Source organism: Nonomuraea solani, from assembly GCF_900108335.1.
GTDB lineage: Bacteria > Actinomycetota > Actinomycetes > Streptosporangiales > Streptosporangiaceae > Nonomuraea > Nonomuraea solani.
Map to the genome: position 1 here is coordinate 782428 of NZ_FNVT01000001.1, position 25504 is coordinate 807931.

17 protein-coding genes are annotated in these 25504 nt (G+C 73.0%); 9 read left to right on the forward strand and 8 right to left on the reverse strand.

Features of this window, described 5'->3' with window-relative positions:
- The first annotated feature begins 15 nt into the window (after window positions 1-15).
- Window positions 16-1443, forward strand: coding sequence for a vanadium-dependent haloperoxidase (locus C4V41_RS03500; protein WP_103954229.1), 1428 nt, complete (start codon window positions 16-18; stop codon window positions 1441-1443).
- 65 nt (window positions 1444-1508) lie between these two features.
- Here the strand turns inward: C4V41_RS03500 and C4V41_RS03505 are convergent, their stop codons facing one another.
- Window positions 1509-1697 carry a hypothetical protein gene (locus tag C4V41_RS03505; protein ID WP_103954230.1) on the reverse strand — a complete coding sequence of 63 codons (189 nt, stop codon included), beginning with the start codon at window positions 1695-1697 and terminating at the stop codon, window positions 1509-1511.
- Between the two features lie 574 nt (window positions 1698-2271).
- Between C4V41_RS03505 and C4V41_RS03510 the strand changes: the two genes are divergently transcribed.
- The 3 genes from C4V41_RS03510 to C4V41_RS61660 are packed head-to-tail and all read left to right on the forward strand — an operon-like array spanning window position 2272 to window position 4597.
- Window positions 2272-3171: an ArsR/SmtB family transcription factor gene (locus C4V41_RS03510; protein ID WP_146103514.1), complete on the forward strand. Its 900-nt coding sequence runs from the start codon at window positions 2272-2274 to the stop codon at window positions 3169-3171.
- Between the two features lie 17 nt (window positions 3172-3188).
- A complete protein-coding gene (locus C4V41_RS61655; RefSeq protein ID WP_160150156.1) occupies window positions 3189-3494 on the forward strand; it encodes a hypothetical protein in 306 nt (101 codons plus the stop codon).
- On the forward strand, window positions 3491-4597 hold the full coding sequence (locus tag C4V41_RS61660) for a transglycosylase SLT domain-containing protein (protein ID WP_200823714.1): 1107 nt from the start codon (window positions 3491-3493) through the stop codon (window positions 4595-4597). The genes C4V41_RS61655 and C4V41_RS61660 overlap by 4 nt, the downstream gene beginning before the upstream one ends.
- Here C4V41_RS61660 and eccB read toward each other — a convergent pair.
- Entirely contained in the window at window positions 4591-5988 is a 1398-nt protein-coding gene (eccB, locus tag C4V41_RS03520) for a type VII secretion protein EccB (RefSeq protein ID WP_103954233.1), read from the reverse strand. The two genes, C4V41_RS61660 and eccB, sit on opposite strands and share 7 nt — an antisense overlap.
- Window positions 5989-6137: 149 nt before the next feature.
- Between eccB and C4V41_RS03525 the strand changes: the two genes are divergently transcribed.
- The 4 genes from C4V41_RS03525 (at window position 6138) to C4V41_RS03540 (ending at window position 11306) form a co-directional block, all read left to right on the forward strand.
- Complete coding sequence (locus C4V41_RS03525) at window positions 6138-6446, forward strand: hypothetical protein (RefSeq protein ID WP_146103515.1); 309 nt, start codon at window positions 6138-6140, stop codon at window positions 6444-6446.
- Complete coding sequence (locus C4V41_RS03530; RefSeq protein ID WP_103954235.1) at window positions 6443-7288, forward strand: hypothetical protein; 846 nt, start codon at window positions 6443-6445, stop codon at window positions 7286-7288. Before C4V41_RS03525 ends, C4V41_RS03530 begins: the two co-directional genes overlap by 4 nt.
- Before the next feature lie 263 nt (window positions 7289-7551).
- Window positions 7552-9810 carry a glycoside hydrolase family 3 N-terminal domain-containing protein gene (locus C4V41_RS03535; protein WP_235029885.1) on the forward strand — a complete coding sequence of 753 codons (2259 nt, stop codon included), beginning with the start codon at window positions 7552-7554 and terminating at the stop codon, window positions 9808-9810.
- Window positions 9811-9812: 2 nt separating this feature from the next.
- Window positions 9813-11306 carry a glycoside hydrolase family 43 protein gene (locus C4V41_RS03540; RefSeq protein WP_103954237.1) on the forward strand — a complete coding sequence of 498 codons (1494 nt, stop codon included), beginning with the start codon at window positions 9813-9815 and terminating at the stop codon, window positions 11304-11306.
- A gap of 103 nt (window positions 11307-11409) precedes the next feature.
- On the opposite strand, the gene C4V41_RS03545 is transcribed toward C4V41_RS03540, so the two are convergent.
- On the reverse strand, window positions 11410-12381 hold the full coding sequence (locus tag C4V41_RS03545; RefSeq protein WP_103954238.1) for an endonuclease/exonuclease/phosphatase family protein: 972 nt from the start codon (window positions 12379-12381) through the stop codon (window positions 11410-11412).
- Between the two features lie 131 nt (window positions 12382-12512).
- Here C4V41_RS03545 and C4V41_RS03550 point away from each other — a divergent pair, with 131 nt between their 5' ends.
- Window positions 12513-13241: an AAA family ATPase gene (locus tag C4V41_RS03550; protein ID WP_103954239.1), complete on the forward strand. Its 729-nt coding sequence runs from the start codon at window positions 12513-12515 to the stop codon at window positions 13239-13241.
- Here the strand turns inward: C4V41_RS03550 and C4V41_RS03555 are convergent.
- The 5 genes from C4V41_RS03555 to C4V41_RS03575 are packed head-to-tail and all read right to left on the reverse strand — an operon-like array spanning window position 13238 to window position 25493.
- Complete coding sequence (locus tag C4V41_RS03555) at window positions 13238-14029, reverse strand: SAM-dependent methyltransferase (RefSeq protein ID WP_103954240.1); 792 nt, start codon at window positions 14027-14029, stop codon at window positions 13238-13240. The two genes, C4V41_RS03550 and C4V41_RS03555, sit on opposite strands and share 4 nt — an antisense overlap.
- A gap of 33 nt (window positions 14030-14062) precedes the next feature.
- Window positions 14063-15880 carry a hypothetical protein gene (locus C4V41_RS03560; RefSeq protein ID WP_103954241.1) on the reverse strand — a complete coding sequence of 606 codons (1818 nt, stop codon included), beginning with the start codon at window positions 15878-15880 and terminating at the stop codon, window positions 14063-14065.
- Between the two features lie 3 nt (window positions 15881-15883).
- A complete protein-coding gene (locus C4V41_RS03565; RefSeq protein WP_103954242.1) occupies window positions 15884-21094 on the reverse strand; it encodes a hypothetical protein in 5211 nt (1736 codons plus the stop codon).
- Window positions 21094-24324, reverse strand: coding sequence for a hypothetical protein (locus C4V41_RS03570; RefSeq protein WP_103954243.1), 3231 nt, complete (start codon window positions 24322-24324; stop codon window positions 21094-21096). Before C4V41_RS03570 ends, C4V41_RS03565 begins: the two co-directional genes overlap by 1 nt.
- Window positions 24321-25493 (reverse strand): Kelch repeat-containing protein, encoded by a 1173-nt coding sequence (locus tag C4V41_RS03575; RefSeq protein ID WP_103954244.1) that lies wholly within the window; start codon window positions 25491-25493, stop codon window positions 24321-24323. Before C4V41_RS03575 ends, C4V41_RS03570 begins: the two co-directional genes overlap by 4 nt.
- Between the last annotated feature and the right edge of the window lie 11 nt (window positions 25494-25504).

Sequence of the window (25504 nt, forward strand, 5' to 3'; positions counted from 1 at the left end):
TAGGAGAGATCTTCCATGTCCCATCGCAAGTCCTTATCCGCGCTCGCGATCGCCCTCGTGAGCGCGCTGGCACTCGTTCTGCCCGCGCTGCCCGCGCAGGCGGCCACCGGGCCCAACGTGGTGATCCGGTGGAACCAGGCGCTGCTGACGGCCATCCGCACCGGCACGCTCGGCCCGCCGATGGTGTCCAGGGCGCTGGCCGTCGTGCACACCTGCGCCTACGACGCGTGGGCCGCCTACGACGCCGTCGCCGTCGGCACCCGGCTGGGCGGCACGCTGCGGCGGCCCGTGGCCGAGCGGACCGACGCCAACAAGGCCGAGGCCATCAGCTTCGCCGCCCACCTGGCCGCGGTCGACCTCTATCCGGCGCAGCGGGCCGGGTTCGACGCGCTGATGGCCGACCTGGGCTACGACCCGGCCGACGCGTCGAGCACCCCGGCCACCACCGGGGTGACCGCCTGCCAGGCGGTGCTCGACCAGCGGCACGCCGACGGCTCCAACCAGCTCGGCGGCTACGCCGACACCACCGGCTACGCGCCGGTCAACGCGCCCGTCGTGGTCGCCCAGCCGCTGACCACGCTCAACCAGCCCGGCCGGTGGGCGCCGCTGACCTACGTCAACCGGGCCGGCGTGCTGGTCACGCCGCCGTTCCTGGCTCCGCACTGGGGACAGGTGGCCTCCTTCAGCGGCGACGCCCGCGACCTGGCCGACGGCGTGCGGGCGCCTCACGCCTACGGCTCGGCCGGGTTCCGTGCCCAGGCCGCCGAGATCGTGGCCGGCACGGCCGCGCTGACCGACCGGCAGAAGGTCATCTCCGAATACTGGTCCGACGGGCCGGCCAGCGAGACGCCGCCCGGCCACTGGTGCCTGTTCGCCCAGCAGATCTCGGCGCGTGACCACCACGGGCTCGACCAGGACGTGAAGCTGTTCTTCGCGCTGGCGAACTCGGTCATGGACGCCGGGATCGCCTCGTGGGAGGTCAAGCGCGACCACGACTCGGCGCGGCCGATCACCGCGATCCGGTTCCTCTACCAGGGGCAGCAGATCCCGACGTGGGGCGGCCGGGTGGTCGACGGGGCCTCGTGGGTGCCCTACCAGGTGCCGACGTTCCCGACGCCGCCGTTCGGCGAGTACGTCTCCGGGCACAGCACGTTCAGCGGGGCCGCGGCCGAGGTGCTCAAGCGCTTCACCGGCGGCGACACGTTCGGCGGGCAGGCCGTGATCGCGGCGGGCTCGTCGCAGGTGGAGCCGGGGGTGACGCCCGCGGCGGACGTGACGCTGCGCTGGCGCACCTTCACCGCGGCGGCCGACGAGGCCGGGATGTCGCGCCGATACGGTGGCATCCACTTCCGCCTGGGCGACCTCGAAGGCCGCGCCCTGGGCCGGGCGGTCGGCGGGGCGGCGTGGGAGCGTGCCCAGGACTACTGGACCGGCCGCGGCTGACCTGAATCGCAAGCAGAAGCGCCCGCTCCCCAGCGCGGGAGCGGGCGCCCTTGTGCTGCGGAAGGTCAGGCCACACTCTCCTCGGCCTGCCTGTTGAGCGTCTCCAAGTCGAAGACGCCCGACTTGACGGCCGCGGTGAACGCCTCCCAGTCACGGCGAGGAACTTCCAGCACCGAGTCCGGGTTGTCCACGTGGATGAGCTCCACGTGGTCGTTGATCCGCTTGGCCGCGACGCGGCTGGCGTCTTGTGTCATCTGCAGCACTCCTCTCGGTGGTGCCTTGCGGAGGTTCCGCCCCGGCCACCCGTTCGCAGGAGGACCGGGGCGGTTGCGGGCAGCCTGACATCCCGCCGGGGACGGTCGCCACCGGTTCCGGCAGCCGGACGGAGAGAAAACCCAACTCTCAGGTGACGGTCTTTTGACCTCGGTGCAAGAAACCCCGCCCGCCGGGCGCCCGCGCGTGGCACAGCGGCCTGGAGGGCCCCGACTAGTGAGAGTCAAGTGGTCTGTAAGCCAGAAGTTAGTGGAGGTCCATAAGTTTCACTCTGAAACCGCAACACAGCATGACATAGGGGGCAAGACATGGACCTGACCCAAGTGCGGACGGACGGCGTCGAAAGCAGAAGCGTCCGCATCACGTGAGGCAGTAGATCATCCGTTTTATGGATGTTTCGAGCATTGTTGAAGCATTCCTCCGACGATGTCTTCCCTGTCTACAGTCCTACCTGTGGGGGCCCAAGTAACAAGAACGAATGTGTGGAGCGAGCTGCGCTTCGGCTCCACACCCAGGCTTCACATTTCGATCTCACCGAACCTGACCGCCCTGGCCATGATCGCCGACGCTCTCGCGGGCCGCCGACGCGGCCTGCCGGAGCTGTGGCGGCGGGCGATCAGCTCGCGCGTCGGCCCGGCCGGTCACGACGCGGTTCGCCCGCTGGCCGCGCCCGGCTACTCGATCGCGCCCGACAGTCTCGTGCCGCACTCGCCCGTCGACGGTGACATCTCCGTGCCGACCCAGGTCAGCGCGCTGCACGACATCCCGCCCGACGCCCTGATCAAGGACCTGGAGGAGACGTTCGGGCCCGGCACGCCGCCGGCGCACTGGCGTTCGGCCGCCGAGCGGCCCACGCGCTGGCTGCGCGGCTACGCCAGTGCCCTGGCCGATGTCTGGAACACCACCGAACCGCTGTGGCAGCGGGCCCGCCCGCTGCTCGACCGGGAGATCCAGCGGGTCGGCGTGACGAACGTGCGCGGCGGCCCCGAACTGCTGCTCGGCGCGCTCAGCGGCCGGATCATGTACGGCGAGCGCGGCCTGCTCATCTCCGACGTCGAGGCCACCACGCACGAGCTGGGCGACCGGAAGATCGTCCTGGTGCCGATGCTGGCGGGCAAGGACGCCGTGATCGTCAGCCTCGACCACCCGGACGCGGTGTGGATCGCCTACCCCGTACCCGGGGCCGACTCGCTGTGGCGCAAACCCGTCGCGCCCGCCGTGGACGAGCTGACGGCGCTCGTGGGGCCGGTGCGGGCCGACCTGCTGTGCGCGCTCGACCAGCCCATGACGATGTCCATGCTGGCCACCGACATGAAGATCGCGCCCAGCGGCCTCACCTACCACTGCGACCGGCTGCGGGCCGGCCGGCTGATCACGAGGGAGCGCCGGGGGCGCGAGGTGTGGATCGCGCGTACCCACCGGGCCGAGGAGCTGCTGGAGCTGTTCCGGCGCTGAGGAAAGGAAAGCCGAGCGTGATGCTCAAGTTCCACCGCGAAGCGCTGACCGGGTGCGCCGCGGCGGTGAAGTCCGCGTCCGGCGCGTTCGACCAGTGGGTGGACAACGCCCCGGCCCGGACGGCCTTCGGGAACCTCCTCGGGCTTCCCGGCTCGGACCACATCTGGGGCGCCGGCCTGCTCTCCGAGGCGGTGACCGAAGTGGTGACCGCCTCCAGAGAGGTGTCCAACACCCTGCACCTCCGCCTGAAGGACGTGGAACTCGCACTCGACGCCGTCGAGCGGACGATCGTCTCCGCCGACTCGGGGGCGGCCCGGCGGTGAGCGCGATCGAGGAGGTCAGGGGGGTGCCGGGCGGTGCCAAGCTGGCGGACCTGGCCGTCGAGCTGAACGGCGACCCCGGCGCCCTCACCGCGGCGGCCGGCAACTGGCGCGCGATGGCGGGCACATACACGGAGCACACCGGCGCGCTGAGCGCGTCGGTCTCCGACGTGGACGGCGCCTGGGACGGGCCCAGCGCGGACGCCTTCGCCGGATACATGACCAAGGTCGTGAACCGCGGCGGCCAGCTCGCCGGCACCCTGCAAGAGTGCGCCGGTCAGTTGGAGGCCGCCGCCGAGGCCCTGCGCACCGCCAAGGGACAGGCGGAGCAGATCTGCCAGGACTACATCACCGCCGCCCAGGAGGCGCGAAACCGCGACCCGAAGCCCACCGAGGAGCAGGTCGGGACGATCCTGTCGGAGAAGCTGGGCACCCTCAGCGGGGATCTCCAAGAGGCGATCGACGCGACCGTCAAGACGATGGCCGACGCCGGCAAGAAGATCAAGGGATCGCTCGGCCCGCTCACCGGCGCGTCCGGCGGCCTGGAAGAGGTCGACACCCAGCCGTTCGTTCCGGCGGCGGGCAAGCCGCTCGGCTGGGAGCCCGCGCGCCTGGACGGCCAGAACACCGACCTGGCCGGCGCCTCACCGGGCACGAAGTCCGGCTCGGCGCCCGACTCGGGCACCGTGGGTTTCGGTGGGTACGGCCCCAGCGGCCCGCCCCCGCCCGGCGGCGGCCCCGCGCCTCAGGGGCAGGTGGCCGAATGGATCGACCAGGCGATCACCATCCTCAAGCGGCACGGCGTGCCCGCGGACAAGATGAACCCGAACGACATCTGGATGATCATCAAGCACGAGTCCGGCGGAAACCCCAACGCGATCAACAACTGGGACTCCAACGCCGCCAAGGGCACGCCGTCCAAGGGGCTCATGCAGACCATCGACCCCACGTTCAACGCGCACAAGCTGCCGGGGCACGGCAACATCTACAACCCGGTGGACAACATCATCGCGGGCGTCCAGTACGCGATCTCGCGCTACGGCTCGGTGTCCAACGTGCCGGGCGTGGTCGGTATGAAGACCGGCGGCGGCTACCGGGGCTACTGAGCCTCCAGCACCGGTTTCGCGGCTCGGGCCGGGTCGAGCACCGGGCCTTCTGGGATGAGCTGGAGCACGTTCGCGGGGACCGGGGCGGCCTGGGCGGCGGCGTAGCCGAGCTTGGCCAGCACGTCGGTGCCCGGCACGGCGTAGCGGCGGCCCTCCGGGGTGATCAGGTAGTAGGACTGCACGGCCGTGAGCTGGCCGTCGCCGGGCAGGACGCCCGCCAGGACCGCGCGGCCCGGCGGGAGGCGTACGAGGTCGGTGGCGTCGCCGCGCGGCTCGGGCAGCCGGGCGCCGGTGGTGAGGCGGACGCGGGTGGAGCCGGTGCCCGTCTCGGCGTAGACCACGCAGAGCGGGTTCGCCGGGTCGTACGCGGTCATCCGCGGCATGACGGCGGGCAGGCCGTCGGCGGGCGGCTTGGTGCGGGAGCGGGGGGCGGCGTTGGCGGTGGCGGCGTCGACCGCGATCTCCTTGACCGCGCCCCCACCGTAGGCGGCCCTGCTGTCGGGGTCGCTGAGCAGCAGCGTGGCCTGCCCCTGAGTGATGGGGGCCAGGCCGTCGCCGAGCAGGACGTACCAGCGGGCCTCGCCACCGGCCACGGCGCCGGCGCGGAACACCTGGCCCACGGCGGCGGCCTTGCCACCGGGACCGGCCACCGGCCGCCCGCGCCCGGCGATGGGCGGCGCGGCCAGGTCGGGCCCTTCAGGCAGCGCGTTCAGCCAGGTCACGGGTACGGCGGCGGGCGTGGCGGCGGTGAGACCGCGGGCGATGCCGGCGGCCACGCGCATGCGGGTGCCGCGCCAGACGGCCCACGTCTGGCCGCCCACGTCCACGAGCAGCGCGTCGCCCTCCGCGACCGGCGTGCCGCCGATCTCCCGTCCCGCGACGAGCGTCACGTACGGCTTGCGCCCGGTCGGCTCGGCCCGCTCCTGCACGCAGGCCGACCAGGGGCCCTTGGTGAGGTTCGCCGGAGTGGGCAGGGAGTCGGGGGCGTCGGGGATGCCGATGGCCGCGCCGCGCTCGTACTTCGTCAGCGCCTCCCGCGCGACGACCCGCTCCTTGACCTGCCCCTCGCCCAGGACGAGCCGGGCCGAGGCGTAGTTGGCGACCGGGATGAGCCGGCGCTGGTCCTGGCTGTAGACGAACCTGGCGCCGGTCTCGCGTTCGATGATCAGCGTGCCGGGGTTCTCCAGCGACTTGGTGCCGCCGGGGCGCAGCAGGCCGTAGACGGCGAAACCGACGCAGAGCAGGACCGCGACCATGATCCCGGCCAGGAAGCCGATGTTCTGCCGGCGCAGCGGCCACTCCGGCTGGTTGGGCTGGGCGCGCAGCAGCGCCAGGCCGATGCGCTGGATGGTGAGGCGGTACGCCTGGTAAAGGTCGCGCTGGCTGTGCACTCCGCCCCTCAAATCACATGTGTCCCCCGGTTACCCCAATTTATCGGGATAAAGGGTGGGAAGCGGCGTGGTTTCGCACATGAGAACTGTTAATGATCAATAAATGACGTTCCAGCGCCGTCCGCGTCGCGCATTACAGAGTGGGATCCGTGGATACGCGTTATATCACCCCCTCCGCGATCGGTGCGGTCCGTCGGGGTCTCAGGGACGACGTGCTGCCGGTCATCACCGAGGTGCGGCAGATCTTCGAGGAGAACAGGTCCGTCGACTTTCCCGGCTGGGGGCCGCTCGGGGAGTGGAGTGTGGGGGTGCTCTACCGGTCGCTGCTCGACTCCTTCCTGCGTGACACGGAGGCGGCGCTGGCCGTGCTCGGCAAGTGGGAGGGTGAGGACCTGAGGATCGCCGAGCGGAACTGGCGCGCCGCCGAGGACCTCGCCGTGCAACGGATCAAGCCGTGAGGGCGCGTCCGAGGGTCGCGGGGCGGGCCAGGGACGGGTCGCCGCTGCGGGCGGTGAAGAGCCCGCCTGACCCGGCCGCGGTGCGGGACATCCTGCGCAAGGCGGCCCGGCTGGAGCCGTCGATCGCGCTCGGCCTGCTGGCCACCGCGCCCGCCGTCGCGAACGTCTTCGGCATCTGGACGGCGGCCTCCAACCTCCAGGCGGGCGCCGGCGGGCGGCTCGACAAGGGGGCCAACAACGCGCTCACCGCCGTCATCAACGCCTCGGGGCAGAAGTGGATCGCCGACGACCAGCGGGCGTTCGCCAGTGCGGCCACCGAGTTGCGGGCCCACCTCGACGCCTTCCGTACCAACGTGCAGTGGGTGGCGGGGCACGTGGACAGCATCGGCGACGGGTTCCTCGTCTACTGGGGCGCGGCGGCCAAGATCGCGCAGACGACGTACCTGCGGCTGCTCGCGTTGCAGGCGCTCTCGCTCGCCCCGCAGACCAGGGTGGCCGCGAAGATCGCGATGCGTACGACGGCGGCCCAGGCGAACGCGTCCCTGGCCGCCGCGACCGGGCAGTTGCAGCGCTTCCTCGGCTCGCTCGGGCTCAAGGACGTGCTCGGCGGCCTCGCGGCGGGGATCGGCGGCTCGGCGGCCGTGCAACTGGCGTTCATGCGCCCCGACGGCGCCGCGGCGATCGACTTCGGCAAGGCGGCCATCGACCCCGCGAAGGCGGGCACGTATGTGGCGCCGCAACAGGGACAGCCGCTCCCGGACGCCGCGCGGTCCTTCGACTGGCAGGTCAGGACTCCGGACGGCGACATGAGTCTTGAGGACGTGGTCAAGAAACGCGGTTAGGCAACTTTCCTGAAACTTTCATCGGCCGGGCCGGGCCGCCTGAGCAGGTCATCGCGGGGTGCGAAGGTCGTTCTCCGGGTGGCCGCCGACCCGGCTCCGAAATTTTCGGTATGACTTCGAAATATTCTTGACGTCGTTGCGAGAGGCACTTAAAGTCCCGGCGTAATGATCGGGTGAATCTCTCGAAAGCCGCAGCCATGACTTCTGTCAACGCACCGGGCCTCGCGCCCTGGCGGGACCGCGCCCGTACGATCGGCGAGCGCGTGGATAGCCTGATGGCCGAGCTGACCCTCGAAGAGAAGGTCGCGCAGCTCGGGTCCGTCTGGGTCCAGACCGATGAGCCGGGCAACGTCGCGCCCCTGCAGGACCTGTTCATGGCGGGCGGCGCGCTGGAGGAGCGGCTGCGCTACGGGCTCGGGCACCTCACCCGCGTCTACGGCACCGCCCCGGTGAGCCCGGCCGAGGGGGCGGCCCGCCTGCGCTCGCTCCAGGAACGGGTCGTCGCCGCCAACCGGCTCGGCATCCCGGCGATCGCCCACGAGGAATGCCTGACGGGCTTCGCCACGTACGGGGCCACGGCCTACCCGACGCCGCTGGCGTGGGCGGCCACGTTCGACCCCGGGCTGATCGAGCGGCTGGCGGGGGCGATCGGCGCCGACCTGCGCGCGGCCGGGGTGCACCAGGGGCTGTCGCCGGTGCTGGACGTCGTGCGCGACTACCGGTGGGGGCGGGTCGAGGAGACGCTGGGCGAGGATCCGTACCTGGCCGGGCAGCTCGGGGCGGCGTACGTGCGGGGGCTGGAGCGGGCCGGGATCATCGCCACGCTCAAGCACTTCGCCGGGTACGCGGCCTCGCGCGCCGCCCGCAACCACGCCCCGGTCAGCATCGGGCCGAGGGAACTGGCCGACGTGGTGCTGCCGCCGTTCGAGACCGCGCTGCGCGAGGGCGGGGCGCGCTCGGTGATGAACTCCTACACCGACCTCGACGGGGTGCCGGTCGGAGCGAGCGCCGACCTGCTGCGGCGGCTGCTGCGGGAGGAGTGGGGGTTCGAGGGGACGGTGGTGGCCGACTACTGGGCGATCCCGTTCCTGGCCTCGATGCACGGGGTGGCCGAGGACGACGCGGACGCGGGCGCGGTGGCGATGCGGGCGGGCATCGACGTGGAACTCCCCGAGACCGTCGGATACGGCGAGCACCTGGTGGCGCACGTCCGCGCGGGCCGGGTGGACGAGGCCCTGGTCGACGAGTCGGTACGCCGCGTGCTCCACCAGAAGATCGAACTCGGCCTCCTCGACACCGCCCCGGACGCCCCCGGCGATGACCTTGAGCTGGACAGCGCCCGCAACCGGGCCCTCGCGGCGGCGGTCGCGGAACGTTCCATCGTGCTCCTGAGCAACCCGGCCGACACCCTGCCCCTCGACCCCGCCACCACCGCCGGGATCGCGGTCATCGGGCCGTGCGCCGGCGACCCGCGCTCCCTGCTGGGCTGCTACGCCTTCCCGAACCACGTGCTCGACCGCTATCCGGAGCACGGCATGGGCCTGCCCGTCCCGTCCATCGGCGAGGCCCTGGCCGCCGAGTTCCCCGGCGCGGACCTGCGGCACGCGATCGGCGCCGACGTGATGGGCGACGACGCCTCCGGGATCGCCGCGGCGGCCGCGCTCGCCGCCGAGTCCGACCTGGTGCTGCTGTTCGTCGGCGACCGGGCCGGGCTGTTCGGCGGCGGCACCTCGGGCGAGGGCTGCGACGCGGCCGACCTGCGCCTGCCCGGCCTCCAGCCGGACCTGGTGGAGGCGGTCCTGGCCGCCGGTACGCCGGTCGTGCTGGTGGTGGTGTCCGGGCGGCCGTACGCGCTGGGGGCGTACAAGGATCGGGTCGCGGCGGCGGTCCAGGCGTTCCTGCCCGGGGTCGAGGGCGGGGCGGCCGTGGCGGGCGTGCTGAGCGGCCGGGTCAACCCGTCGGGCCGGCTGCCGGTGCAGATCCCCGCCTCGCCGGCCATCAACCCGTCCACGTACCTGCAGCCGCCGCTGGGCCGGCGGGCGGACGGGATCACGGTGCTCGACCCCACGCCGGCGTTCGCGTTCGGGCACGGGCTGTCGTACGCGGAGGTCGCGTACACGGCCCTGGTCACCGACCGGGCGCAGTGCCCCACGGACGGCACGGTCGAGGCCAGGGTGACCGTCCGCAACGTCGGTGACCGGCCGTGCGAGGAGGTCGTCCAGTTGTACGCCTCCGACCCGGTCGCGCAGGTCGCCAGGCCCGCGATCCAGCTCATCGGGTTCGCCAGGGTGGCGCTGGCGCCGGGGGAGACCCGCGAGGTGGCGTTCGACGTGCCCGCGGACGCGTTCTCCTACACCGGCGTCGACCTGCGGCGCATCGTCGAGCCCGGCACGATCACCCTCGCCGCCGGCCCTTCGGCGGACGAACCCCTGCTGCGCGCGGTCATCCGGCTCACCGGTGAGACCATCACCCTGGGCCCGGCACGGCGGCTCACCACCTCGACCCGGCTCCTGGAGGGCTGAAAGTGCGGACGTACGACAACCCGGTGCTCGGCGGGTTCCATCCGGACCCGAGCGTGTGCCGGGTCGGCGAGGACTACTACCTGGCCTGCTCCAGCTTCGAGTACTTCCCCGGCGTGCCGATCTTCCACAGCCGGGACCTCGTGCACTGGCGGCAGATCGGCAACGTCCTCGACCGGCCGGAACAACTCCGCCTGCCGCCCGAGACCCCCTCGTCCGGCGGCGTCTACGCGCCCACGCTCCGGCACCACGACGGCCGCTTCTACCTGATCACCACCAACCTGAGCGACCGGGGCAACTTCCTCGTCACCGCCGACCGTCCCGAGGGGCCGTGGTCGGACCCGGTCTGGCTGGATCTGCCCGGGATAGACCCCGACCTGGCGTGGGACGAGGACGGGTCGTGCTGGTGCGCCGTCTGGGGTACGCAGGTCGCGCGCATCGACACCGGGACGGGCAAGGTGCTGGAGGGGCCGTTCCCGGCCTGGCCGGGCACCGGGCTGCAGTATCCGGAGGCGCCGCACCTCTACCACGTGGGTGACTGGTGGTACCTGGTGATCGCCGAGGGCGGCACCGAGCGGGGGCATGGCGTGTCGGTCGCTCGTGCGCGTTCGCCGCGCGGGCCGTACGAGGGCGCTCCCGTGAACCCGATCCTGTCCCACCGCAGCACCGACCGGCCGATCCAGAGCACCGGGCACGCCGACCTCGTCCAGGCGGCCGACGGGACCTGGTGGATGGTGCTGCTCGGCACCCGGCCGCGTGGTCGTACGCCGGGTTTCCACGGGCTGGGCAGGGAGACGTTCCTGGTCCCGGTCGAGTGGGTGGACGGGTGGCCGGTCGCGGGGCCGGTGCTCGACCGGCATCCGGCGCCCGCCGCCTGGCATCCCCTGCCCGAGGACCCGGCGCGCGACGACTTCGACGCCGCCGTTCTGGCGCCGTACTGGATCTCGCCGCGCAGCCGTCCCGACTCCTCCTGGTCGCTCACCGAACGGCCTGGCCACCTGACCCTGCACGCCACCGGGCCCACGCTCGACCGGCCCGGCCACACCTTCGTCGGGCGCCGTCAGCAGCATCCCGACTGCCTTGTCGCCGCCCGTCTGGAGGCGGGCGGGGGGACGGCGGGGCTGTCGGTGCGCCTCGACGAGGCCCATCACTACGACCTGGAGGTGGCCGGGGGGATGGTCCGGGTGATCGCGCGGATCGGGCCTGTCCGGCAGTGCGTGGCCGAGCGGCCGGCGCCGGTCGGGGCGCTCACCCTCGGGATCGCCTTCCGCACCACCGGCCTTCTCCCGCCGTCCGTCATCGCCCCTTCCGGCGACCTCCTCGGGGTGACGGCCACCGGGCCCGACACGATCTCCTTCACCGCCGACGGGGTTCTGCTCGCCGAACTCGACGGCCGGTACGTCACCACTGAGGTGGCCAGCGGTTTTACGGGGCGGGTGGTCGGGATGTACGTCACGGAGGGGAGTGCGGCTTTCGACTGGTTCGACTACCGGGCCTGACCCCCCCGGCTTTCCCGCCCGTTCCGCCCCGCCGCACTTCGGCGAGGTCCTTTGGAAGGTGGGGGTCCCGACGTGAGGGCCCCGAGTGGGCGTCCCGGGGGTTCTAAGGGAGGCGTAGGTCGGCGTAGACGGCGCGGTGGTCGGATTTGGGGACGTCCAGGATCTCGACGTGGGCGACCCCGGCTCGCCGGTCGACCAGGATGTGGTCGATGGAGATGATCGGCGGGATGGCCCGGAAGTTCGGCCAGGTCGGGGTAAGGCCCTGGCCCACCTGGGAGGCCGCGTCCACGTAGCCGCGTTCCAGGAGGTCGCGGAAGGCCCGGTGGTCGAGGCTGGCGTTGAAGTCGCCGGCCAGCACCCGGATCGCCGACGAGGAGGCCGAGGGCAGGTCGCGCAGGACGGCCCGCCACTCCGCCTCCTTGCGGCCGAGCGGCGGGTTGGGGTGTACGGCCACCAGCTCCACCTTGCGCCCACCGGCCAGCGACAGGGTGGCGGCCGGCATGTTGTGGCCGATCGGCGTGAACAGCCCCGTCAGCTCCGTCGCCGGATGCCTGGAGTAGATCCCGCTCCCGGTCGCCCCGAACTCCGGCTGCAGCACCCGGTACGGCAGCAGCTCCTTCATCCCGGCCGCGTCCAGCGCGGCGGCCACGGAGTAGGTGAGCTCAAGCGCGCTCAGCACCTCGACGTCGTACCGCCGTACGAGCTCCACCACGGCCTGCGCGTCACCGCGCCCGAACAGGTTGACGGTCAGCACCCGCAGCGCCGGCCCGCCCGTCACCGGCTGGTCCGCGCCGAACGCCCGTGGCACCACGACCGACGCCATGACCACGCCGACGATCGCGGCGGCGAGCGCGGCCGGGCGGTTGCGCCGCAGCAGCGACAGCAGCGCGACCACCGCCGCCAGCCCCGCCCCATAGGGCGTCACGGTCATGAGCTGGGTGGGGAACGAGCCCCACTCCAGGCCGCCGACCCGGAGGACGGCCCACAGCGCCAGCAGCGCGACGACCGTCCAGGCGAGCCACCCCCTGCGCCTCTTCCGTGGCGCGGCCACGTCGACCTCGACCGTTGTACGCACGCCACCGTCCCGTCGCCAAGACCCACCTACCAATTGAAGCTTAAACCGTTTTGGAACGATTCGGGCGCACGCGTTCGCCGTCCGGATCGCATAGGAAAGGTCTGACGGACACCAGGAAGGAATCTCGAACGTTGCTACTGACCAGGATCGACGTCCCCGAGCTTCCCGACGGCTGGTCGGCGGGCCTGGCCCCCGTCGCCCACCTGGCCGAGCACGGGCTGAGCCTCACCCGCCCGGTCACCTTCCTGGTCGGGGAGAACGGATCGGGCAAGTCCACCATCATCGAGGCCATCGCCGACGTGTGCCGCATCAACGCCGAAGGCGGCAAGGCGGGCACCAAGTACGCCTCCACCGGCGAGCCCACCCCGCTCGGCGCGGTCCTGCGGGCCGGCTTCACCGCGACGGGACTGCGCCTCGTCAAGGGCCCGCGTCTCAAGCGGCGGGCGTTCTTCATGCGCGCCGAGACCCTCTTCAACCTCGGCCAGCGGGTGTCCGGCCTGTACGGCTACTGGGAGAGCGACCTCACCGAGCAGTCCCACGGCGAGGGCTTCTTCACGGTGCTCGACCGCATGGTGTCCGGGCCAGGGCTCTACCTGATGGACGAGCCCGAGGCCGCCCTGTCGTTCCATTCGTGCCTGCGCCTGGCCGGTCTGTTCCACCGCGTGGCCCAGGAGGGCGGCCAGATCATCTGCGCCACCCACTCACCCATCCTCACCAGCCTGCCCGGCGCGCAGATCGTCGAGCTCGGCGAGCACGGCATCCGCGCCACCGAATGGGACAAGCTCCAGGTGGTCGACGACTGGCGGCGCTTCCTCGCCAAACCCGACTTCTACCTGCGCTACTTCCTGGAGGAGGACTAACGTTTGCGGCCCACGCCGGCGTACATCCAGGTGGCCGGGTCCGGGAAGAGCGGCGCGTCCTGCCACTCCGAGACGCCCACCAGACCGGGCTCGACCAGGTCGAACCCCTCGAAGTAGCGGGTGATCTGCTCGCCGGTCCTGGGCGTCCTGTGCATGGCCTGGTGCCGGGTGGCCTTCAGGTAGCGGCCGGCCATCTCCTCGGAGACCAGGTCGAGCGTCAGGTGGCTGACCACCAGATAGCCGTTCTTGGGGAGAGCCTGCGCGTACGCCTTGACGAGGCCGGCCGGGTCGTCGTCGTCCGAGATGTGCATGAGGATCGCGACCATCATGATCGCGACAGGCCGGGTGAAGTCCAGCGTGGCCAGCACGTCGGGGTGCTCCAGGATGGACTGCGGATCGCGTACGTCGGCCTCGATGTACGCCGTCCTGCCCTCGGCCGTGCTGGTCAGCAGCGCCCTGGCGTGCGTCATCACGATGGGGTCGTTGTCGACGTAGACCACCCGCGACTCCGGCGCCTCCGCCTGCGCGACCTCGTGCGTGTTGCCCTGGCTGGGGATGCCGGTGCCCAGGTCGAGGAACTGGCGCACGCCCAGCCGGGTGAGGTGGCGGACGGCCCGGCCGAGGAAGGCGCGGTTGTTCCTGGCGCTCTCGCGCACACCCGGCACCGCCTCGATGACCTGTTCGGCCACCCGGCGATCGGCCTCGAAGTTGTCCTTGCCACCCAGCCAGTAGTCATAGACCCGGGCGGAATGTGGAACATTCGGGTTGATGCCGTGCGGCGCGGTCACAAACCAGATCCTAGGTCATAGACTCCCGAAATTTCAGGGTATGGAGGGGCGGTCGGTGGCCGTGTCCACCAACAGGTCGAAGGCCAGCCCGCTGGAGCCCTCGCCCCGCCCGGTGCCCCGCTGCGCGCTGAGCCACACCACGACCCTGCCGCCCCGCCACCGGGTCCGGTTGTAGGCGACCGTGAGCCGCGTACCGGTCTGCGGCACCTCCTCCTCGTGCACGAAGTACGCCGCCTGCGGCGTACTGTCCAGCCCCTCCCGCAGCAGCCCGGTACGCGGCCGCACCGGCCGCGCGTCCACCACGCTCGGCATGGCCGCGCGCCGCAACCGGATCCGCCGGTTCTCGCCCGGTTCGTGCACCGCGATGAACGGCACCCAGTACTCCGGCACCGAGTTCATCGCCTGATAGGCGATCGGCGCGCGCGGATCGGTGGGCGGCACGGGCGGGAAGAGCCGCAGCCGGTGTGCGAGGATCTCGGCCGCCACCTCGCTCCCTGAACGCCCCTGGCCGGTCGGCAGCCGGACGGTGCGCTCGATGCCCCACACCATGTTCGCGTTCTCGTCGCGGATCAGCGTCACCTCCTCCAGCGGCGGCCCCGAGGCGGCCTTCGGCACGGTCGGTGGCAGGAACAGGCCGGTGTCGGCGGGCACCGAGCCGGAGCCGATGGTGTCGAGCGTGAACATCGACCACCGCTGCCAGTCCTGGTCGTCGCCGGCGCCCGCCGGGGTGACCCACAGCCGCTGCCCGAAGACGTCGGTCACCGCCAGCCCCAGGATCGAGGCCATCGTGCCCGCGGGCAGGTCGCAGGGCAGGTGGAACCAGTCGTTGCCGTAGACCAGCGCGAACTCCAGCATGATCAGCCGTGCCAGGTCCGTGCTGTCCGGCCGGACGGCGGCGAAGTTCGTACGGCCGTCCTCGATCGCCCACCAGCGCGGCAGCGGCATGCCGGAGAAGCGCACCGGAGCGGGGAACACGGTCCTGTTGATCCTGGCGGGCGCCGCGGACGTGCCGCCCAGCGGGCCGCCGGGGTCGATCGAGAACGCGTGCCAGTCGAGCTCGCCGCCCGGATATTCCGGCGCGGTGAGCACCTTGCCGCCGCCCGAGACGGAGAAGTGGTGCTCCAGCCGCCGCGGATCCCAGGCCGCGCCGCCGGCGGGCTGCTCGATCAGCTCGTCGAACCAGGCCACCAGCCTGGCCCCGAGCTCGTCCAGCTTCTGGCGGTGGTTGTGGTGCACGTCCTCGACGCCGTCGTAGGCGTGGTGGCCGTCCTTGACCCGCCGGTACAGCTCGTACCCGTCCATCCTGCGGCCCGCGACGGCCTGCAGCGCCGACCAGACCTCCGGATGCGCCACGCGGGGCGTGTCGGCGTCGGCCTTCGGGTCGGGCAGCGCGATGGGGAAGCGTTTGACGTACGCGGGCCGGTACTGGCGCAGCGACGAGGACTTGCCGAGCAGCTTGAGCCACCGGCGGCCGAGCGCCAGGCGCAGGTCGAACGAGATCCGGTCGGTCCCGAACGCGAACGGCAGAGCCTGGCGCTCCGCGGCCGCCTCCAGCGGCAGCCCGGCGGGCAGGTCCTCAGGCGCGCTCTCACCCGGCCTGAAACGGTCGGGCGTCGCGGCGGCCAGCGCGTACGTCGCGGTGACCGGCGAGCCCGCGTCCGACCCGCGGAACTCGCCGAGCTGCCACTGCCGGGTCAGCATCCACAGCGCGTCGCGCACCTCGGCCCGCAGCGCGCGGTCGAAGTCGGTCGCCCGAGGCCGGACCTCCAGCCGGTTCCACAGGCCCACCACCGGGTGGTCGCGGCGCGCCAGCGCCTCGCGCAGGTTCTCGATGCGGGGTGGTTCGAGCATCGGTCATCCCTCCCGGCCGCGCAGGTTGTTGACGGCGAGGTCGGTGCTGATCGTGATGGGCCGGCGCGTCGCGGACAGCACGGTCGCGGGCAGCAGGTGCGCGTACGCCGTCCCGTCCAGGTGCGCGGGCTCCACCGCGCGGCTCCTGGCCAGGTCGAACGTCTCACCGACCGCCGCCACCAGGTCCTCCCACCGCCACGCGCCCGTCTTGACCGGCGGCGCCACCAGCAGCATCGCCTGCGGCGGCTCGGAGTCGGGCCGGTCGTGGTTGAGCGCGATCGACGTGGTCTCCCGCTCGGCCGGCACCACCTCGGTCCACTCGTCCAGCAGCAGCCCGCAGGCCGCGCCGTCCTCGATGAAGTCGTCGTCGGCGTAGTGGGCGGTGAACAGCACCCGGTCCTCCCCGAACGTGGCCCCCTCCGCGAACTCCATGCCCAGCCAGTGGTCGCGCTGCCGGTAGGGGAGCTGGATCGGGGTCAGCGCGGGCTCGTCCCAGCCGTCGTGGTTGCCCATCAGGCCGTCGCCCGGGCCGCGCAGCGCGTCACTGAGCAGCGTGACCTGCTCCCACAGCCGCGCCCGGTCCCGCACCCTGGCCACGCCGTGCAGCCAGTCGTCCACCGGGAACTCGCGCCCGAAGTCGTCCTCCAGGTGCTCGACCAGGTCGTCGCTGTCGTCGTGGGCCCTGCGCCAGTCCTGGGCGAGCCGCTGCGCCGGCGTGAACTCGGGCACCGCCAGCACGTCCTCGCCGAGCAGCGCCTTGAGCGCCTCCATCGCGGCCTGGACCTTCTCCGGGCCGGTCACCGCCTTGTCGTAGGCGTCCAGCGCCTTGCCGGAGGACTCCACCCGGCCGTCGATCTCGGCGGCCAGCGCCCTGGCCCGGCCGAGCAGCTCGGCCCCGTACGCGACCGCCCGGTCCTCGTACGGCCGCAGGTCCAGCCCCGCCGGATCCACGTCGGTCAGCGGCAGCAGGTCGGCCACCTCGTCCAGCAGGCCGCTCAGTGACCTGCGGTTCGTCCGTGCCACGTCGCGCACGTCGTCGAGACGGCGGGCGAAGTCCCTGCGGCGGTCGTCGAGGATCGTCCGCAACCGGCGCGGCCGGTCGGGCAGCGGGCTGGTCGGCCGCGTGGTGAGCAGCCGCTCGGCCTTCTGCAGCAGCAGGAAGCGCTCGGTGTCGGACGCGGACTGCGGGAGCGCGTCGTAGGCGGAGATGAGTTCGTCGGCCTCGTCGAGGGCCTTGGCCAGCCGGTCCGCAACGGTGTCGGCCGCGGCCAGCACCTCGGTGAAGACGCCCTGCCGCCAGGCGGCCACCTCGCCCCAGCCGCTGCGCACCATGCCGAACCCGCCGGCCCTGGCCACGAGCGTGGCGTACCGGCTCAGGAACGTGTCGATCCCCTCGATCGCGTCGCCGCGCCGGACGGGCGCGGGCGGCTCGGGGAACACCCGGGCCAGGTCCTCCACATAGTCGCCCACGTCGTCGGCCAGGCGCCGCAGGGCCTCCCTGACCTCGGCGGGGCGCGACCTGGGCAGGGAGACGGCGTCGTCGGCGGCGCGGTCGACGGTCTCGGCGCCGGCCGCGGGGGTCAGGTCGCTCGGGCGTACCGGCCTCGACGTGGTCAGCAGCGTCCGCAGGGCGGCGATGAGCTGCGACAGCTCGAAGAACGTCACCCTGCCCGGCACCCGCTGGGTGTAGCGGATGGTCAGCACGGCGTCGGGCCGGGGATGGTCGCGGTCGATGACGACGCCGACGATCCGGTCGTCCAGGTCGGTCATGGCCGCCTCGCTCGCCGGGCGCAGGGCGTACAGCAGGTCGATCGCGCCCAGCCCGCAGTCACGCTGGGTGACGACGCGGCTCTCGGCGTCGCCGTCCACCGGGTCCGTCCAGGTGACCAGCGCGGCCACCTTGTCGTCATCGGGCAGCAGCGACGGCAGCCAGTCCTCGATCGCCGGCTCGGCCTTGCCGCGCGGCGTGTCCCCAGGTCCGGGGCCACGTCCCGGGCGGAACTGCACGGCCAGCCGGTGGGTCAGCGTGACGCCGCCGCGCGGCGTGCGCACCACGGCGGGGTCGGGCGGCAGGCCCTCCTTGGCGTACGCGTCGAGCGTCGCGGACGCGCGCTCCGGGTTACCGGCCAGCGCCTGGTACGTCCCCTCCGCCACGGCCAGGTCGGCCAGCGCGTCGTGCGTGTCGAGCAGCCGCAGCGCCTCCGCGTCGATGGCGTCCTGCTGGGCCTGGCTCTCGACGTCGGGCAGCCCCTCGGCGCCGAACGGATAGTGGGCCGCGCCCGGCGTCCGCGTGATCCGCCGGACGAGTGCCAGGCCGTCCACGACGTTGCGCGCCTCCACCAGCTCCACGGCGGTGTCCTGGTCCGGCTTGGCGCCGGGCAGCCGGCCCGCCCGCAGCGGGAACGCGCCGCGCAGCGCGGTGATGAACGTGTCCAGCTCGACGTCCTCGAACCGGTCGTGCAGGCCGCGCTCGAACCGGTAACCGAGCAGCGCGCCCAGCGACTGGCCCTGGCGCAGGCCGTCCAGCAGCGACAGCGCCACCCTGACCCGCTCGGAGCTGAGGTTCACGGCGAACATGCCGGGCGTCTCCGGCGTGGCGTTGGCCAGGTAACCGGCCCGCAGGACCGCCGCCGTGGTCGCCTGGGCGGGGGAGTGGGCGTGCACGTAGCCGCCGTTCGCCGGGTCGTGCCACACCGTCGGGCCGAACAGCGCGGCCAGGTCGCCGGTGAGAGTGACCGGCCGCAGCGGCTTGGGCCGGGGCCGGACGTCCTCCAGCCAGCCGTACGCGCCGACGTGGACACCGCGCCGCACACCCGTGCCGCCGGGGCGGCGCAGCTCGGTCAGCCGCTCGGTGGCCAGCCCGAGCATCCAGGCGTCCATCCGGTACGCGGCGCAGTCGAGGTGCTCGGCCAGCACCCGCTCCAGACGCGCGGTCGGCAGCCCGGCCAGCAGGCCCAGCGCGCGCACCTGCTCGCCGAGCTGCGCGATCGCCTGCCCCTGCGGGCCCGCCGTGCCGAGCACCGCGGGAATGTGCTCGCGCACCAGCCGGTCCGGCAGGCCGGTGATCGCCTGGTCGGGCGAGTAGAGCTGGCGGAACCGGCTCTCGCTCGGCGCCCCGCCCCTGACGTGCACGAACAGCGGGTCCACCGGCGACGGCACCGGACTGCCCGCGAGCGCCGCCAGCCGGCGGCCCGCGTCCTCCCAGCCGAGCAGCACCGCGTGGCGCAGCAGCAGGTACAGCAGCGCGGCCGGTCGCCGGTCACCGGCGAACCCGCTCTCCAGGCGGATCGTCTCCAGGTCGGTCCCGGCGTGCGCGGCCAGCCACTGCAGGTAGTTGCCGCCGCCCGGCAGGTAGGCGCGGACCGGGTCGGTCTCCGAGGGCGGGCGGTCGTCCACGAGCGGGCCGAGCAGCGGGTGCTGCGTGCCCACGAACAGCCGCCGCACCAGGTCGGGGTCCTGCCCCGTGTGGCCGAGCCTGGCCAGCAGGGCGCGGATCGGCCGCGGCATGTCGAGCCGGTCCAGGGCGGGCAGCACCCGGGGGCCGCCACCGGCCAGGTTCTCCCGGTTGTAGACGTCCTCGACGCTCTGCGCGTATCGCTGGTGGTACTCGGCGGAGGTCGGGTGCAGCGCCAGAATGTCGAGCAGCACTTGGTGCGGGTCGTCGTCCTTGTCCAGGTGGGCGACGTGCGCCGTGGCGGCGGCCCGCCAGTCCTGGGCGGCGGCGTCGAGGACCCGCTTCAGGCCGCGCCGGTGGCCGGGCGGCAGGGACATGCGCGAGTACGCCGTGGCGGGCACGATCCCGTACGGCTGCCGGCCGATCTTGACGACGGGGAGCGGGCCGCGACCGGACACGTACCGGGTGAAGAAGGCGCGCGTCTTGTCCACCATGTCCGGCGGTACGATCGGGTGCAGCATGGTCCGCAGGTACGAGCCCCAGGTCGCCGGCCACAGCGCGATGTTGGCGGCCTTGGCGTCGCGCTGGTCGGTGCGGTCGGCGTTCGGCGTGCCGGCCAGCGCGGCGGGGTCGATGCCGAGCAGTTCGGCCAGCCACTCACCGTCGGTCCTGGTGGCCCACTCGTCTTGGAGCCCCGGTTCGGCCGTCAATCCGATGCCCGCCGCCGTGCGGAGGCCCGCCTCGGCCTCCTCGCGGGCGTTCTGCCCGGCGGGGGCCGCCTCGCTGTTGTTGGTCGGCGTGCCCTGCGGCACCAGCATGAACCCCGACGGGCCGCGCAGTTGCCGGGTGATCAGGTCGGCCAGCTCGGCGCCCGTCTCCTCGGGCCCCGACCGCTGCCGCAGCCCGAGCACCACCAGCCGGTCGAGCCCGCCCCTGATCCGGTCGGTCAGCGGGATCCGCACCGCCATCCCCGTGGCCACCGCGCGGTCCAGGTCGGTCAGCCAGCCCAGCTCGTCGGGGACGTGCAACGACCCGCTCCGCTCGTCCACCTTGAGCTGGTCGGCCGCCTCCGGGTCCGGGCTCACCGGCAGCGTGTCCGGCACCGGCGTACCCGTCACCGACACCACCTGCTCGCCGCCCTCGAACCCGAGCACCACGAACCTGTCGGGCAGCAGCCGCGCCCGCGCCGCCTTCGTCCACGACTGCGCCGCCACGTCGGCGGCCACCGGCAGCACCAGGAACGACACCACGACGTCGTCGCCCGCGCCGGGCGGCGGCGCGTCCACGCCGACCGGCCTGCGGGCCCTGATGGCCTGCGCCCTGGTGTTCCCGACGGCGGTGCGCAGCGCCACGAACGCCGCCCCGACCGCCTCCCGGTCGCCGTGCGCCCGCCACACGGCGGTCCAGTACGTGATGGCCGGCTGCCGGTCGTTCGCGGGCAGCGGCTGGTTGCTGACGATCACCAGGACGGTCGTCCCGGCGGCCACACCGGTCGGCCGCGCGCCCATGTCGGCCGGCCGATGCCCCTGGAGCAGCCAGTTCGCCCGCCCGGCCGGAATCCGCCGCGCCAGCTCCTGCCAGGCCGCCTCCTCGGCCACCGCGCCGCCGCCAGAACGCCACAGGGCGATCCAGTACGCGTCCAGCGCCGCGATCTCGGCGGCCGTCGGCTTCGGCTCGAACTTGTCGATCGCCCACTCATCCGGAAATATCCGGACCAGTAGCTCCGTGTCGGTGAACCGCGTCTCCAGCCGCACGGGACCGAGCAGCACCGGGTGGTCATCGCTCAGCGGGCCGGTGAGTGGCCCATCGGTGACGGACATCAGGGCAACATCTCCTGCGCGTGCACGGCCAGCAGCACGGGGGCCTGGAAGAGCACGTAAGCGACGTCGGCCGAACTCAGGCCGCCGTTCCAGACGGGCAGCTCCAGGTCCTCGCCCTGCTGGGCCAGCTTCTCCTGGTCGTCGTCGGGCAGGTCGAACTTGAGCAGCGGCACCGGGGTCGTGGTGTCGTCGAGCCGGATGAAGCCGTTGCCCGCCGGGTCCACGTCCGCCCACGACAGGTCGTTCCACACCTCGACCCGCGTCTTCGGGCCCTCGTCGAGGCCGAACCTGGGGTCTCCAGGGCGTTCCTTGATGACGAAGAACCAGCCGGGGTCGCCGTGCTCGCCCTTGGCCGCCTTGGCCGTCACGTCGAAGCCGAGCAGGTGGATGTCGGGCGCGACCCTGGCCTCGTACAGGGGGAACAGGATCTCCTTGGGCGTCGGGTTCAGCGGGTCGAGGAGGTCCACCGGGAGGCGTTCCTGGCGCGGGTCGGGGTGCTCGTTGTCGGGCTGCCAGCGGGCGCGGTGGGCGTAGACGGCCGCGTTGGGATATTTCCTGAGAAGTTCGCCCCTGATGACGAGGACCAGCTCGTTCTCCTGCGCCTGGCCGATGTCCCGGTTGTCGTTCTCGCCGAGCCTGCCGGTCTTGGGCCAGTCGTGGACGGGGCGGATGTCGTACAGGCGCTCGCGCCGCTCCTTGGCCGACTCGGCCGGCGGCGAGGGGACCGTGCGGACGTCCCAGAACTGGCGGAACGGCGAGCCCCGCTGGTCGGTCGGATATTCGCGCCAGAGCAGCTCGCGGGCCATCTCGTGGTTGAGCCCCACCAGGTACGACTCGATGAACTCCGGGTTGGGCTCCAGCAGGGTGATGGTGTTCGGCGGGATGAGGGACAGGTTGGGCACGAACAGGTCCACGGACATGTCCAGCAGCGCCTGATACATCGGCAGGTCGATGACCGGATAGGCCATGGCCTCGATGAACCGCTCGGCGAACGGCCGCAGCCGGTCCGGCAGCGCCACGGAGGTCAGCAGGCTTCTCGGGACCGCCTGGTCGGCGCGGAGCCCGGTCAGCATCGAGTCGGTGAACGCGGTCACGTCCAGCCTGGGGCGGGGCTCGGCCTGGCCGGCCAGCTCGGCGGCGTCCCAGCCGCGATAGAGGTCGCGCAGGGCGTCCTTGAAGCGCAGCGCCTCGTCGCTGTCGTCGGTGCCCTCGGTGGGGATGAAGGGATCGCCGGGCAGCGTGATCACGAAGTCGGGGCTCTTGGGCAGCCGGTCCACGGGGTCGCCGCCCTCCGCCGGGGGCTCCGAGTGGAGCACCTCGTCGAGCCGGCCCGGGGTGACGACGGCTTCCGGCGTGACCTTCGGGGGAGCCGCGGTGACGCCGCCGGGCTCGTCCATGCGGGGGACGAGCGCGTCCGGGGCCAGGGTCTCGGTGAACGGCAGCGTACGCATCAGGCGGGAGCCCGGCCTGGTCAGGCGGCGCATCGGTGGCGACAACGGCGTGCCGGAGACCCGGCTGCGCGCCACGTGGAACCCCACGGACACCTTCCCGGCCCCGTTCGAGGCCGTCTCCATACCGAGGCCGGCCGCTCTCGGGTCGTCGGCGAGGACGCGGGAGCCGGCCGGGGCGGTCAGGGCCAGTGTCCGGCCCGACAGCGCCGCCGCCAGGCCGGCGCCCGACGGGGGCGGGCCCTCCGCGCCCATCATGGCCGCCACCCGGGCGCGCATCAGCGTCGCGGGCGGTTCCAGGTGCTTGCCGTGCAGGACGAACCCGACCTCCCTGGCCAGTTGCGCCGCCCTGATCCGGGCGTTGGCCGCGAGGACGTCCCCCACCTGCGACCACGCCGCCAGCATGAACTCCTCCTGCCGTTCCCGCACCACCCGCGTGCCCAGCCCGGCGGCGATCCTGAACCGGGGGTCGAGGTTGAGCCGGTGCACCCAGTTGCGGTTCTGGGTGATCGGCTGGTTCTCCCTGTCGAACAGCAGCCGGGTGGTGAGCGCGTGCCAGCGGCCGTACAGGGGCGGCGTGATGACCGGATCCGGCTCCGCCGCCAGGTCCCCGGCCGTCGGGAGCTCCGCCGCCAGCCGGGCGTGCGCCGCGATCGGCGGCTGCTCCAGGTAGTCGTCACCGAGGTTGATCAACTTGGCCAGCGCCCGCTGGAAGTCGTGCGGGTACGGTTTGTCCGGCGGCTGGTCGTCCCAGTTCTCGTGCAGGTCGTCGGCGCGTAGTGGCGCGCGCAGCGCCCCGCCCAGCCGCAGGACACCGCCGAGCGCGGCCGGCGAGTCGATGCCCGGCAGGCCGGGCCCGGCGGACCGGTGCACGTCCACGTCCCTGCGCCCCACCCGCGCGTCAGGCAGGCGCGGCACCAGCAGGCGGACGAGGAACTCGAAGTCGCCGGCGGCGCCCGTACCGAAGAACCAGCGGTGATAGTACGGCAGCGCGCCCGGCTCCTGACGCCCCGTGTAGTCCGGCCCCCAGGCGCCGTGCAGGGCCTTCGGCGAGGGCGCCGGGTCCAGCCCGAGCCCCGCCAGCCGTCCCGTCTCGAACGCCGGCACCAGGAAGGCGTGATAGGTGGTGTTCGGCCGCAGATGGCGCGGGCACATGACGCGGGAGCAGGCGCTGTCGGCGTTCGACGCCAGGATCCCGCCCAGGGCGGGCAGCGCGAACCCCATGTCGTTGGAGACGACCTGCCCGTTCAGCGCGCCGTTGACGTGCACGTGCGCGAACGCGCCGAGCTGCTCCGGCGGCGGCAGCGTCGCGGCCGGATTCCGCACCGTGATGTACGGCAGCGGCCGCCCCGGCACCGTGCCCTCGGCGAATTCGGCGCCCGGGTCCTCGGCCGGGTTCTGGCCGCCGGCCAGCACGATCAGCGCCAGCCACGGGGCCAGCCGCGGGGTCGTCGCGGTGGCCGGGGCCGGGCTGTAGCGCCACGGGAAGTCCTCGTCGTAGAACTCGACGTGCGCCAGGTAGTTGGGCTCGGCGTTGGTGATCCAGGGGCTGGGCTCCACACGGGAGATCGCGCGCGCGTCGACGCCGACGATGTCACCGGGCCCGTAGAGCTGCACGCGCCGATCGACGTCCCGCGTGATCGTGCCGCCCTTCAGCGCGTCGCCGGTCAGCCGCAGCTTGACGGCCATGCTCGCCCGCGCCGCCGTCCCGGGGTCGTCGGTGAGCCGCGTCGTCAGGCCGGTACGCAGCCACGGAAAGAACGAGTACGCGTTGGGGGTCACGGCACGACCGCCTCGGTGAAGACCTCCGTCGCGACGGTCAGCTCGTCGGTGCCGAGGACGGCCGCGGCCAGCCCGGACCGTACGACGCCGCCGGTCACCAGCACCCCGGCGGCCCCGGCCAGCTTCGCCACCGCGAACCCCCATCGGCCCACGGCCAGCCCGCCCGCCGGGGTCCACGTCTTCGTGGCGCCGTCGAAGATCAGGGCGCCGGCGTAGCCGACGCCGTCCCGTACGCTGCCGGTCCCGCCGATCACGAGCGCCCGCTTCTGGCCGAGCGGCACCGCGCGGTGCAGGCCGCGCCCGGACGGCATGTCCGGCAGCGCCGTCCACGCGCCCGTGCCCGGCGTGTAGAGCTCGGCCGTGGCCCGGCTGTACGGGTCGAACGTGCCGTCCCCCGGCCCGCCGGGCGCGCTGCCGCCGGTCGCCAGCACCGTGCCGTCGGACAGCGGCGTGGCCTGGTGCCTGCCCCGCGCCGCCAGCAGGTCGCCGGTCGGCGCCCAGGTGCCGTTCGCCGGGTCGAAGATCTCGCAGAACGCCAGCGCCGCCTCCGCGTCCTTGGCCACGGGCACCACCCCGCCCACGACCAGCACCCGGCCGTTCGGCAGCACGACCGCGACGTGGCCCGAGCGGGCGTCGGTCATCGGGGCGGCCTCGGTCCACGTGCCGGTGGCCGGGTCGTACAGCTCGGCGGTGCGCAGCGCCTTGACCGACTGGCCGGAGCGGACCGTGGCGCCGCCCGCCACCAGGACCTTGCCGTTCTGCAGCAGGGCCGCGCTGTGCCCCCATCGGTTGCCGTGCAGGCCGCCGGTGGCCGTCCAGGTGCCGGTCGCGGGGTCGTACAGCTCGGCGGAGGCCAGGCCGGGCGCGGGGAACTGGGCCGTGCCGCTGATCCCGCCGGCCACCAGGACCTTGCCGTCGTCCAGGAGCGTCATGGTGTGCAGCCGCCGCGACGTCTGGAGCGCTCCGGTCGCGGTCCAGGTCTTGGCGCCCGGGTCGTAGAGCGCGGCCTGGGTACGGGCGGCCTGGGAGGCCGTGGCGCCACCGGCCGCCAGGACCTTTCCGCCGGTCAGGGTGACGGCGCCGTCGTGGCGGCCGTACCAGCTGCTCGGAGCGGGCAGGTCACCGGTGCGCGTCCATTGGCCGGTGGCCGCCAGGGTGGTACTGGTCATGACGTGCCTCT